The sequence below is a fragment of the Erythrobacter sp. S57(2025) genome (assembly GCF_057365055.1).
Genome location: NZ_CP200299.1, coordinates 1,365,852 through 1,378,917, shown reverse-complemented (window position 1 = coordinate 1,378,917; position 13,066 = coordinate 1,365,852). Strand labels below are relative to the sequence as shown.

Sequence of the window (13,066 nt, the reverse complement as noted above, 5' to 3'; positions counted from 1 at the left end):
GCAGCGAAATTGGGTAGGGCACACAAATCGGTAACAATCCGCGAAGTGGCGGAGGATGCAGGCGTTTCGCTGCAAACGGTTAGCCGTGTCATCAATGATGGCCCGAATGTTCGTCCGCAAATGCGCGAAAAGGTGCAGGCTTCGATTGATCGACTTGGCTATGTGCCTTCACTTGCCGCGCAACGAATGAGCGGGTCGCGCTCTTATATAATCCTAGCGATCAATGATCGTGAGCGCACGCTGGCCGATTGGCGCGAGCGTCAGGGCACGGATTGGGTCGATCAGATGCTGCTGGGTGGAATTCTGACCTGTTCAAAGCATGGCTATCGAATGATGGTGGAGTTGGTGGACACGCATGCAGATCATGTGGAGCGGGAACTCGATGCCACAATTGCTGCGCTTCAGCCTGATGGCGTGATCTTAACGCCACCACACTCTGAAAACGCACTGATGACCAGTTTGCTTGAAAAACGGGGCATCCCATTTGCTCGCATTGGATCCAACGAGGAGGCCGCCGGAATTCCGCTCACGATGGGTGATGAGGGGGCAGCACATCTTTCAACCTCGCGCTTGATAGAGCTGGGACATACCAAGATCGGGATTATCGCTGGTCCTGACCAATACAGTTTGAGTGGGTGGCGGGTTGCCGGGTGGCGGCGGGCAATGGAGGAACACGGGCTGACAAGTGATGGCCTGCATGAGGGCGGTGATTTCAGTTATCATTCTGGCACGCAGGCAACGCGCGCATTGCTTGATCGCAATCCAGATTTAACGGCAATTATAGGCAGCAGCGATCAAATGACGTTGGCTGCGCTGGAAGTGGTTCGCGACCGGGGCATGCATGTGCCACGTGATATCTCGCTCATTTCGTTCGACAACACACCTATTGTGCGCTTCTCTCAGCCTCCTTTGTCAGCGGTGGATCAGCCGATTGCGCAGACAGTTTCAGCCGCGGTTGAAAGGCTGATTACGCTTGGGAAGAAGCCGCATAAAGGCGGTGTTATCGACATCGAAGCTGGTCTGGTAGAACGCGCGTCCACTGGTCCAGCGCCGAGAATACGTTGAGCGAACTACGGTCTGCGCCGGATAAGCAGCCCCCTTGGTTTCTGGCTCTCTTCGCACTGGCCGCGGGCGGCGGCGCAATCGCCTATGTGCCACTGCTCACCGTTCTTTTGCCGCTAAAGATCACTGCGCTTTTAGGCAATGAAGACGTCGAAGCACTGGCCCGCGTCACGTTTTATGGGGCAGTGATCGCGAGTCTTGCCAATATCGCCTTTGGAATGCTGAGCGATCGCAAAGGACGCCGCCGGCTCTGGGTGCTTGCCGGACTAATTTGCTCGTCAATTATGCTTGTCTCATTGGATTATGCTCGCAATGTCGTCGAGCTGATTGTGATCGTCATGGCATGGCAAGTTGGGCTCAATATGATGCTGGGTCCATTGGTTGCATGGGCAGGAGACCTGTTTCCTGACAGTCAAAAAGGTGTGCTGGGCGGAGCGCTTGCAGTGGCGCCTGCGCTAGGAGCGATTGCCGGTTCGCTGGTGACGTTTGAAGCGCTGGTTTCCGCAGAGGAGCGCCTGATCGTCGTAGCTGGCTTGGTCTTTGCCTGTGTGTTTCCCGTGTTGCTACTGGGCAAAGGGCGCGTGAAGCCAGAGTTAATGCGGGAACAGGCGCCGACTGATGCAGCGAGCCAAGATCATCTGCGCAGCCGCTCTGCAGTATCTCGTATGTGGAGCGCGCGCTTTTTGGTGCAGATTGCTGAGGCAGGATTGTTTGCATTCCTACTTTTTTGGCTCCGCTCACTTTCACCAGGCGTGCATGAGAATTTTGCAGCCAATATCTTCAGCGTGGTCCTCATTATCTCCGTGCCCATTGCCTTGTGGGCCGGGCGCTGGTCAGATGTAAAAGAACAGCCGATCGCTCCGCTTGCTGTGTGCGCGCTACTTTCCGCATTGGGATTAGGCGGAATGGCTTTGGCCAGTGAGCTGAATCACGCGATCATTGGCTACGTTGTGTTCAGCATCGCTGCATCGGTGTTTCTGTCACTGCACACATCGCAAACTCTAAGAGTGCTTCCCAGTCCGCGAAATCGCGGCCGCGATATGGGCATTTTCAATCTGACCAATACTGTTCCTTCGCTTGTTATGCCGTGGTTGACGTTGAGTCTTGTGCCAGGATTTGGATTCTCGGCGCTGTTTGCGCTTTTCGCAGCGTTGGCGATAGCAGCTGCGCTGCTTCTGGCGACTCTTCCTGTGCGTGAATAGACGCTTCGCACTTGCATTTCGACACATGCTTTGTAGTGTGTTGAGAACGTTCTCAACGGGATCAGAACAATAAAGTTCTTGGGAGGGACTTTGCTCAAAATACGGAAAAAATTGCGTCTGGCAGCGGCCAGCGTTGCGCTTACGGCTGCACTTGCTGGGTGTGGTCAGGGCTCATTGCAATCTGTAGGCTCTGAGCCAATCGCTGAGTTGGGACCAAGAGAGCCAATTGCTGACATGGTCTCGCGCATGAGTGTCGAACGAAAAGTCGCTCAGCTCATCATGCCAGATATCGGTTCGATCACTCCTGCGGATGTAGCAGAATATCGCTTTGGAACCGTCCTGAATGGTGGGAATTCAGGCCCGAATAACAATGATCTGGCTCCTGCACCTGAATGGCTTGAGCTGGCGGATGCCTATTGGGATGCCTCGGTTCAGCCGCTGCCTGCTGGCGAGCCGGTAATCCCTGTCCTGTGGGGCACTGATGCCGTGCACGGACATGCCAACATAATCGGCGCGACCGTATTTCCGCACAATATCGGCCTAGGAGCGACAGGAGATACCGACCTGATCCGTCGCATTGGTCAGGCGACCGCTGCCGAGATTGAGGCGACAGGCATTGAGTGGACATTCGCTCCCACAGTGGCGGTGGCGCGTGATGATCGCTGGGGCCGGACATATGAGAGCTATTCTGAAGATCCAGCGCTCGTCTCAGCCATGGGCGCTGCAATGATCGAGGGATTACAAGGTCGTCCCGGTGATCCCGACTATCTAGGGCAGGGCCGGGTTGCTGCAACCGCCAAACATTTCTTTGGCGATGGTGGGACCGAGCAAGGCGTCGACCAAGGCGATGTGAACGGCGATCTCGACGAGTTGATGGCGATCCATGCCGCGCCATACCCTGCTGCGATTGAGGCTGGTGTTGCCAGTGTCATGGCCAGTTTCAATTCGATCAATGGCCGCAAAATGCATGGCAATGGTCCTCTTTTAAACGACGAGTTACGCGGCAATTTGGGTTTTGAAGGTTTGGTTGTTGGCGACTGGAATGGTCACGGCCAAGTCGCTGGCTGCACCAACACTGATTGTCCGCAGGCGCTGCTTGCCGGTCTCGATGTGTATATGGTGCCAGAGGATTGGAAGGGTCTTTACGAAACCCTAGTGGATCAGGTGAATGACGGCACCATCCCGATGGCGCGCCTTGATGAAGCGGTAACGCGTGTCCTGCGCCTCAAAGAGCAGTTGGGCATGTTCAGCACGGAAGTGCGTCCATCTGAGCGGCCTAATGCGGGCCAGTGGGAATTGCTTGGTTCTGCCGATCATCGCGCAGTGGCGCGTGAAGCCGTGGCCAAATCGTTGGTTTTGCTGAAGAACGATGGCGTTCTTCCACTGCAAGAAGGTGCTGATATCATCGTCGCTGGCACCGCTGCGGACAATATCCCACAGCAAGCAGGCGGTTGGTCTGTAACTTGGCAGGGCGGCGGCGATCTCACTGCAGATCATTTCCCGGGCGCGACTTCGATCTACGGGGGCATTGCCGCCGCGGCCGAGGCCTCTGGCGGAAACGCTACTCTGGCTATTGAGGGCGGTGTGCCAACCGCAAGCGCGGCTGACGTTGCTGTCGTAGTGTTTGGTGAGCAACCCTATGCTGAGTTCGTTGGAGATCGCAAAGACATGGTCTTCCGCGATGAAGAAGGCCTCCAACTGCTGCGCGCCTATCGTGAACAAGGTATCAAAACAGTCGCCGTCTTCCTTTCAGGTCGTCCTCTGTGGATGAATCGTGAGATTAACGCAGCCGATGCGTTTGTCGCCGCTTGGCTGCCTGGAAGTGAAGGCGCTGGGGTTGCTGACGTGTTCTATGGAGCGCAGGCTCCGACGGGCCGGCTCTCATTTAGCTGGCCTGCCACTTGTAATGGAATGCCACTAAACGGCCCACAAGGCGCGCTGTTCACGCGCGGCTTTGGGCTAGATTATGGCGCAGCGAGCGAAATCGCGACGCTTAGCGAAGAGTGCGATGCGCTCAACGTCGGCAATGCTGGGGCATGGTTCACAGGCGGGCGTCTCAATGACTTGGTGCAAGCCGTGGCAGACAATGCCGTGCTTGCTGATCTTCGCGGTGCTGGCAATGGCATCACGGCAACCGGTCTTGATCGCAACGCGCAGGAAGACGCGCGCAGCATCGCTTTTGCCTCTGGTGCCAGCCTGACTTTGCGTGGACCTGAAGCCAATAGTGCTTGGCGCATTAGTTACGCGATCAACACTCGGCCTACCGGCAGCGTAACTGTGCAAGCAGGCGGCGAGGCGCTCGACATCACCCAGCCATTGTCGGTAGCGGAGGGCAAAGGATGGCGAGAAATGGTTCTGACATCGGCATGTTTGGGAAGTACGGGCAACGAGTTGTCCTTTACCTCAGACAACGTTGTCACTATCCAGATCAGCTCAATCGTCCGCGAGGACGTGGCAGAAGGAACGCAGTGCTCATTCTGACGGGAATTGGGACAGGGCACCGCGGTAAAACATAAGAGGGGATCGAAGCGGTGACGCTGGAGACAATCGATATCATTATCATTGCAGGTTACGCGCTTGCATTGCTGGGCATTGCCCTGTTCGTCAGCCGTGAACCTGCGGGTCATGACAAGAATACTGAGGATTACTTCCTCGCTGGCCGCGCTCTGCCGTGGTGGGCGATTGGTGCCTCCCTGATTGCTTCCAACATTTCCGCTGAGCAGATCGTGGGTCAATCAGGGCAGGGTTTCGCGATTGGTATCGCGATCGCGGCCTATGAATGGCAGGCGGCAATCGTCCTGTTGATTGTTGCGAAGTACTTCCTGCCGATCTTCCTCAAGCGGCGCATTTATACGATGCCGCAATTCCTTGATCAAAGGTTTGGCTCTGGCGTTAAGAACGTGATGAGTTTCTACTGGGTTGCTCTGTACACGGCCGTGAACCTCACAGGGGTGCTCTGGCTCGGTGGCCTCACGATCAGCACTCTCACAGGATGGGAAGTGCTGTATTCGATGCTCGCTCTAGCTGGTTTTGCATCGCTTTATTCGCTGTATGGCGGACTGAAAGCGGTTGCGCTGACCGACATTATTCAGGTTGTGATCCTGATCCTTGGCGGCTTTGCGATCACCTGGTTTGCACTTGATGCTCTGCCTGCTGACGGCGCGCTGGGCGGTTTTAGTTATCTGATGCAAGAGATGCCGGGCCACTTTGAGATGATCCTGGAGCCGGGCGATACAGGGTATGACAGTCTGCCGGGTATCTGGACATTGCTGGGCGGCCTGTGGGTGCTTCACTTTAGCTATTGGGGCTTTAACCAGTACATTATCCAGCGTGCGCTTGGCGCAGAGAGCCTTGGCGAGGCGCAGAAAGGTCTGGCTTTTGCATCCTTCCTGAAGCTGCTGGTTCCTTTCATTGTTGTCATTCCGGGTATTGCTGCGGTCATTTTGGCGCAGCAGGGCTTGCTCGATGGCGCAGTTCTCAATGAGCGTTCTGACCAGACTTATGGCGCGTTGATGGGCTTTGCTCCAGCTGGGCTGCGCGGGCTGGTGTTCGCAGCCTTGATCGCAGCGGTTGTGTCTTCGCTTGCATCCATGATGAACTCAATCTCGACGATTTTCACCATGGACCTGTATCGCAATTGGAAGCCTGAGCGCGCTGAGCAGCACTACGTTTCGGTTGGGCGTATTTCGGCTTTCGCGGCGATGGTTATCGCGTTGATCTTGGCAGAGCCGTTTCAGGGTAGCTTCGAAAGCGCATTCCAAACTGTACAGGAATATACGGGCTTCATCGCGCCGGGCGTGGTCGTCGTCTTCTTGTTGGGTTTCTTCGACAAGCGCAGCAATGCGGCGGGCGCGTTCACGGCATTATTCGGGTCGGTTGCGTTGAACTTCTTGCTGAAATTCGGCGCGCCTGACCTTGAGTTTATCATCCGTATTTGGATTGTGTTTGTCGTCTCGCTTTTGGCCGCAGCGATTGTGTCGCGCTTTACCCCGGTTCCCGAAGAAGAGCGTACGGTCAATCTGCGCGATATCGCGTTTGCGACGACGACGCTGTTCAACACACTCGCAGCAATAACCGTGGCGATCCTTGTCGGGCTGTATGTCTGGCTCTGGTAATCGTCGTTTAAGCTAACAGAAGGGCCGGGAGTGTAGCTGCACTTCCGGCCCTTCTTGCTTGTCCAAAACAGTGGAGGGCGGGGTGGCAAGCGGGCGATTGCGGCCTATAGTTTGCCGCATGGTAGCGCTCGAATCTCCAAACACTATGCCATCTGAACTGATCGGCCCAGGCCATCCTGAGTGGCAATATCTCGATCTGATGCGTCAGATTTGGGAGAGCGGGTCAGAGCGCGCGGATCGCACTGGCATCGGCACGCGCTCAATTGCAGGCGCAATGCTGCGTTATGACTTGGCCGATGGCGCAATGCCGCTGCTCACCACCAAGCGCGTCTATTGGAAGACCGCGACGCGTGAGATGCTGTGGTTTCTCACCGGAGAGACCAATATTCGCCCGCTGGTGCTGCAAGGCGTGAAGATTTGGAATGAGTGGCCGCATGCCCGCTACGTCAAGGAAACGGGCGAGCAGATTGCGCTTGATGATTTCGTTCAGCGGATTGCTGATGATGAGGCCTTTGCTGCGCGCTGGGGTGATCTTGGTCCTGTCTATGGCAAGCAATGGGTCGATTGGCCGACCTTTAAATACCGCCCCGATGGCCTGTATGAGAAAGGCCCCGGCATCAATCAGGTGGCGCAAGTTGTTGAGAGCCTCAAAACCAATCCCGGCAGTCGTCGCCACATTATCGAAGGGTGGAATGTTGCGCAGCTCGACCAGATGGCGCTGCCACCATGCCACAAGACCTATCAGTTTCATGTGGCCGACAACCGGCTCAATTGCATGCTGTATCAGCGGTCTTGCGATGTTGCGTTAGGCCTGCCGTTTAACCTGTGGTCGGCAGCGCTTCTCGCGCGCATGATGGCGCAGCAAACGGGGCTGGAGCCGGGAGAATTGGTATGGATGGGCGGGGACGTTCACCTCTATCTCAACCACGCGCATTTGATCGAAGAGCAACTGACTCGCACCCCTCAGGGAAGCCCGACTCTGGAAATCACCAGAAAGCCTGAAACAATTTTCGACTACCGGATAGAGGATTTCGTGGTGCATGATTACGCGCCGCTACCCCCGATTAAGGCTCCTGTTGCGGTTTGATCCGGGCCGCTTGACCGCCATAATTTGCTGACATACCCGCTGTCCCACCACGCCAATTGGGAGAGCATATTTGGCTGATCCGGCCCCTTCAGGCGGCGACAACCGCCCCCAGAATAGACCGAAGCTTGCGCTGCATGTGCCAGAGCCCAAGTCACGTCCGGGTGATCCGGTTGACTTTGCCGATATCGACATCGGCCAGCCCGGCGATATGCCGCGCCCTGATGAGGCGACCAAGCCTGAAGAAATGAAGGACTTTGCCTATGGGCTGGTCCGCGTGCTGGGCGATGATGATAAAGCGCATGGCAGCTGGGATCCGAAACTTGATCCGGACACTTTGCGTACGATGCTCGGCCATATGGCGATGGTGCGTGCCTTTGATGAACGCATGTTCCGCGGGCAACGTCAGGGCAAAACCAGCTTTTACATGAAGTGCACCGGCGAAGAGGCGACGAGTGTTGCCGCCGGTATGGCTCTCGCCAGCGATGACATGGTGTTCCCAAGCTATCGCCAACAGGGCATTTTGATTGCGCGCGGCTATCCGCTGATCGAGATGATCAACCAGATCTACTCGAACAAGGGCGACAAGCTTAAAGGCCGCCAGCTGCCGATCATGTATTCGAGCCGCGAGCACAGCTTTTTCAGCATCTCCGGCAACCTTGCCACCCAAACCCCGCAGGCTGTGGGCTGGGCAATGGCCAGCGCGATCAAAGGCGACAGCCGAATTGCGGCGACTTGGGTTGGTGAGGGCTCCACAGCAGAGGGCGACTTCCACTCCGCCTGCACCTTTGCCAGCGTCTATAACGCGCCAGTGATCCTGAATGTGATCAACAACCAATGGGCGATTTCAAGCTTTAGCGGCTTTGCGGGCGCTGAGCGCACGACCTTCGCAGCGCGCGGGCTCGGCTACGGTATTGCGAGCCTGCGGGTGGATGGCAACGATGCGCTGGCGTGCTTTGCTGCCCAGCAATGGGCCGCCAACCGTGCGCGGGCGAACCAAGGTCCGACGCTGATCGAATACTTTACCTACCGGGCTGAAGGGCACTCCACATCGGACGATCCATCAGGCTATCGCTCTGCGCAAGAGCGTGAGGAATGGCCGCTGGGTGATCCGGTGATGCGCCTCAAAAACCACCTGATCGCGATTGGCGAATGGGATGAAGACCGTCAGGCTGCCATGGACAAGGCCTGCGCAGAAGAGGTGAAAGCCACCACCAAAGAAGCGGAAAAGAACGGCATCCTTGGCCACGGCCTGCATCATCCGTTCCACACGATGTTCGAAGATGTGTTCGAAGATCTGCCTTGGCATCTGGAAGAACAGGCCGAGCAAGCCACACGTGAGCGCAAGATCAAATGGCCCGATCAGCACCCAATGGATGGAGCTGGCAAATGAGCACTGACGTGGAAACCACCACCCAAGAGACAGAAGCGGCAAGCGGTGAGCGCCGGATTAATATGATCGAGGCGATCAACGAAGCGCTCGATTGTATGCTCGAACGCGATCCCGACGTGATCATCATGGGCGAAGATGTCGGCTATTTCGGCGGCGTGTTCCGCTGCACCGCTGGCCTTCAAGAAAAGCACGGCAAGACCCGCGTATTCGACACTCCAATTTCCGAATGCGGCATTATCGGTGCTGCCGTGGGGATGGGCGCTTATGGCCTGCGCCCGGTGCCCGAAATTCAGTTTGCCGATTATATCTATCCCGGCCTCGATCAGCTGATATCAGAGGCTGCACGCCTGCGTTATCGATCGGCCACAGAATATATCGCCCCGCTGACCGTTCGCTCACCATTTGGTGGTGGGATTTTCGGCGGGCAAACGCATTCGCAAAGCCCCGAAAGCCTGTTCACTCACGTGGCGGGCCTCAAAACAGTGATCCCCTCAACGCCTTACGATGCGAAGGGTCTTTTGATCAGCTGCATCGAAGATAATGATCCGGTGATCTTCTTTGAGCCAAAGCGGATTTATAATGGTCCGTTTTCGGGCTTTTATGACAAGCCGGTCGAGCCGTGGAAGAAGCACAAAGATAGCGTGGTGCCAGAGGGCTACTACAAAATCCCATTGGGCAAAGCACGCCAGGTGACAGACGGCGAACAACTCACCGTGCTCGCATACGGTACGATGGTCCACGTAGCTGAGGCGGTTTGCGCTGAGAAAGGCGTAGAGGCTGATATTCTCGACCTGCGCACGCTCGTTCCGCTTGATATTGAGGCGATTGAAGCTTCAGTTGAGAAAACAGGGCGCTGCCTGATCGTCCATGAAGCGACCCGCACCAGCGGATTTGGCGCGGAACTTTCCGCATTGGTCACCGAACGGTGCTTCTACCATCTCGAAGCGCCAATTGAACGCGTCACTGGTTTCGACACACCATACCCACACAGCCTCGAATGGGCCTATTTCCCGGGCCCTGTCCGCATCGGCGAGGCGATCGACAAGATTCTCAAGGACTAAGCAACATGGCAAAGTTCACTTTCAATATGCCCGATGTGGGCGAAGGCGTGGCAGAGGCCGAGATCGTCGAATGGCAGGTCAAGGTCGGGGACATGGTTTCCGAAGATCAGCACCTTGTCGATGTGATGACCGACAAGGCGACGATTGACATTGAAAGCCCGGTTGACGGTAAAGTGATCGAAGTCGCTGGCGAAGTTGGCGATGTGATCTCTGTCGGCGCGATGTTGCTGGTGGTTGAAGTCGAGGGTGAGGCCGAAGAGGCTCCGCAAGAGGAAGCACCGACGATGGAAACGCCTGCTCCGGCCCCAGAGGCTGCACCTGAACCAGCTCCAGCGCCCGTATCCACACCTGCTCCAGCACCTGTCGCCAAGCCTGTAGCTCAACCAGAGCCTATATCAGGCGGCGCAGATGCCGAACCAATCGCAAAAGCCAAGGTCCTCGCAACCCCCGCTGTTCGCCAGCGCGCTCGCGATCTGGGGATCGACCTTAGCCAAGTAAAACCCGCCGAAGATGGCCGGGTTCGCCACGGTGATCTTGATCAGTTCCTCGCTTACAATGCAGGCGGTGGTTTCACCCCTGCAGGCAAGCCGCGCGATGATGAGCCAATCAAAGTGATCGGCCTGCGCAAGCGCATCGCCCAGAATATGAGCGCGGCCAAACGCAACATCCCGCACTTTACCTATGTCGAAGAATGCGACGTGACCGAGCTGGAGCGGATGCGCGGCGACCTGAACAGCGCGCGTGGTGCGAAGCCGAAGCTCACAATGCTCCCGATGCTGATCACCGCGATTTGTAAGCTGATCCCAGACTATCCGATGATCAACGCACGTTTCGATGACGAAGCGGGTATCGTGACCCGCCACGGCGCAGTGCATCTGGGTATGGCGACGCAAACCGATGGCGGTTTGATGGTGCCTGTGATCCGCGATGCGCAAAGCCGAAATCTGTGGCAGCTCGCGAGTGAAATTGGCCGCCTTGCACAGGCCGCGCGCGATGGCTCAGCCAAATCGGATGAGCTTTCTGGCTCGACGCTCACCGTTACTTCGCTTGGTCCACTGGGCGGCGTCGCGACGACACCCGTGATCAACCGGCCTGAGGTTGCGATCATCGGGCCAAACCGGATTATTGAACGCCCCATGTTCGTAACCGGCCCTGATGGCACGGAGCGAATTGAGAAGCGTAAGCTGATGAATATCTCAATTTCCTGCGATCACCGTGTGGTTGATGGCTTTGATGCAGCTAGCTTTATTCAGGAGATGAAAAAGCTGATTGAGACGCCTGTTTTGCTGCTTAGCGAATAAGTTTTGAAAAATGATAAAAAATGGCTGTCGAAGGCGTTGACAGCCAATCAAGCGCGGCCTAATGGCCTCGCTCCCAAGCGGTGAAAACTGCTTCTAAGCGGGTGTAGCTCAGTTGGTTAGAGCGCCGGCCTGTCACGCCGGAGGTCGCGAGTTCAAGTCTCGTCACTCGCGCCACTTTCTCAAACATTGTTGGAAAGTTGGCGCTCAATGCACGCTTAGTGCATTGGCCTGATCATCATCTGGCAGAGTACGAAGAAACGTCCGCAAGGCGACGAGGTAATCGTATTTTTGTAAGCGGTGCGATGAAAGAAAGTCGGCTTTCCCGTTTCGCAAGACAAATCCAAAGGCAGGCGCTTCGCTTTGCTCGACCGTGAGCTGCGTGTTGCTGTCGTCCTTTGATATGCCCGCGGCCTTCGCCAACGCGATGCCAAGAAGCTCGTTCCCCCGCAGTGTGCCCACATCCTCTGGCGCAATCAGATACAGCGTCTTGTCGGTATACCGCTGCGCTGCGATATGGCTGATCTCCCACTCAACGCCCTCGGTCTGATCGAGCACGATCACAATCGCTGCCGAATCCTCACACAGTTTCATCACGGCGTCTTTCCAACTGTCGTGCTCAAAATAGCCGCGCGCGACGCCATAGGGCGGGGCGGGGTCGTCGGGATTGCCCAGTGCCACCGTGGGGCCCACGCGTGTCCCTTCGGCTAGGATCATCATATCAAGGCTGTCCATCGCGCCTGCATCGTCGAGCAACCAGCGCGATGGAGTAAGCGGTCCTTGAGGCAAAGGAACTGTGTCGTTGATGAAGGATCGCAAAAACAAGATCGGCGCGCGTTCATCGTGGTGCTGAATATCCTCAAGCGAAGTGCGCATTTGTGCCTCTGCCCGGTCAACACACAGATTTGACAGCACTTTGATCAGGTATGGCAGCACCATGATGATCGCGAGGTAAAAAGCCAGAAAACCTGCAACCACCGTCAGATCCAGAGCCACTCGGCTTAGATTGCGCCCCTCTGACAAAGCGCGGATCACCACCCCCACTTTGGGGAACAGCTCGACGGCCAGAACAGGTATGAGCGCAATGAAAACCACCAGAGTGATCGCGCGCCAAAAGTTCATGAAGTTCGCAAGGCCCGAAACCATCATCAAAAGGCCGCTCCACCAGCGGTTTTTCGCATAGCGATTGGCCTCTGGAATATTGACGAGGCTCTTTAAGGCACCCAGCCAAGACCGATTAGAGCCGGTAAACTCGCTGAGGTTTGAACGCTCGCTTTGCGACAATCTGCGGGGCAAGAGTGAGCCTCTCACCACGATCCAAGCAAACAGCAGATGCAGCGCAATAATGACCGGCAGATACAGATAGGGCGTCCAAGCCTGCGCGATCACCATGTCTGGGCTGGTTTGTGACACCCAATCAAATTCTCGGTCGAGGGCAGAAGTCATTTCCCTGAAGAGATTGAGCGCGAGCGCTGCCAAGGCGATGGGCAACATCCAGATCGCTCTGTTCAAATTCGAAAAAGTCACGAACACCGTAGAGGCGATGATCAAGGCGATGATATTGTTCGGACTGAGCAGATCTTCGAATGCCAGCAGTGTAAGCCCATCGGGCTCCTGTTCTTGTCCGGAAAGATAGCTCAGATTGTTTCCAGCCCAGCCGAGCAAATCCAAGGCAAAGTTGAACAGCGCGAGCGCGAATAGGAACAGCGGGACAAAGCAAAAGAGCTGGCAAAGGCGACGGCCGAAATGCGCTGCACTAAATGCGGCAGTCAAGCGGGAGACGTCTCTACAACCAAGCTCAATGTCCGGTTCGCTCATATTCGGATGCTTGCGTCCTGTTCCCGGTGTTGT

Annotated in this window: 9 protein-coding genes and 1 tRNA gene; 9 read left to right on the top strand and 1 reads right to left on the bottom strand. The window is 56.3% G+C overall.

The window, feature by feature from the left end:
* Positions 1-9: 9 nt before the first annotated feature.
* The 9 genes from AC0V6N_RS06700 to AC0V6N_RS06660 all read left to right on the top strand — a co-directional run bounded on the left by AC0V6N_RS06700 (position 10) and on the right by AC0V6N_RS06660 (position 11,392).
* Positions 10-1,065, top strand: coding sequence for a LacI family DNA-binding transcriptional regulator (locus AC0V6N_RS06700; protein WP_486170808.1), 1,056 nt, complete (start codon positions 10-12; stop codon positions 1,063-1,065).
* The gene (locus tag AC0V6N_RS06695) at positions 1,062-2,264 is read left to right on the top strand and encodes an MFS transporter (RefSeq protein WP_486170807.1); all 1,203 of its coding nucleotides are present in this window, start codon (positions 1,062-1,064) and stop codon (positions 2,262-2,264) included. The genes AC0V6N_RS06700 and AC0V6N_RS06695 overlap by 4 nt, the downstream gene beginning before the upstream one ends.
* A 90-nt stretch (positions 2,265-2,354) precedes the next feature.
* Positions 2,355-4,745, top strand: coding sequence for a glycoside hydrolase family 3 protein (locus tag AC0V6N_RS06690; protein WP_486170806.1), 2,391 nt, complete (start codon positions 2,355-2,357; stop codon positions 4,743-4,745).
* 50 nt (positions 4,746-4,795) lie between these two features.
* The gene (locus AC0V6N_RS06685; RefSeq protein WP_486170805.1) at positions 4,796-6,379 is read left to right on the top strand and encodes a sodium/sugar symporter; all 1,584 of its coding nucleotides are present in this window, start codon (positions 4,796-4,798) and stop codon (positions 6,377-6,379) included.
* 118 nt (positions 6,380-6,497) lie between these two features.
* Positions 6,498-7,466 (top strand): thymidylate synthase, encoded by a 969-nt coding sequence (gene thyA, locus AC0V6N_RS06680; protein WP_486170804.1) that lies wholly within the window; start codon positions 6,498-6,500, stop codon positions 7,464-7,466.
* A 70-nt stretch (positions 7,467-7,536) separates the two neighbouring features.
* Entirely contained in the window at positions 7,537-8,856 is a 1,320-nt protein-coding gene (locus AC0V6N_RS06675) for a thiamine pyrophosphate-dependent enzyme (protein ID WP_486170803.1), read from the top strand.
* The gene (locus tag AC0V6N_RS06670) at positions 8,853-9,917 is read left to right on the top strand and encodes an alpha-ketoacid dehydrogenase subunit beta (protein ID WP_486170802.1); all 1,065 of its coding nucleotides are present in this window, start codon (positions 8,853-8,855) and stop codon (positions 9,915-9,917) included. Before AC0V6N_RS06675 ends, AC0V6N_RS06670 begins: the two co-directional genes overlap by 4 nt.
* A gap of 5 nt (positions 9,918-9,922) precedes the next feature.
* Positions 9,923-11,218, top strand: coding sequence for a dihydrolipoamide acetyltransferase family protein (locus AC0V6N_RS06665; RefSeq protein ID WP_486170801.1), 1,296 nt, complete (start codon positions 9,923-9,925; stop codon positions 11,216-11,218).
* A 97-nt stretch (positions 11,219-11,315) separates the two neighbouring features.
* A tRNA-Asp gene (locus AC0V6N_RS06660) sits at positions 11,316-11,392 on the top strand.
* Positions 11,393-11,422: 30 nt separating this feature from the next.
* On the opposite strand, the gene AC0V6N_RS06655 is transcribed toward AC0V6N_RS06660, so the two are convergent.
* Positions 11,423-13,033, bottom strand: a complete 1,611-nt coding sequence (locus tag AC0V6N_RS06655; RefSeq protein WP_486170800.1) for a hypothetical protein — start codon at positions 13,031-13,033, stop codon at positions 11,423-11,425.
* Between the last annotated feature and the right edge of the window lie 33 nt (positions 13,034-13,066).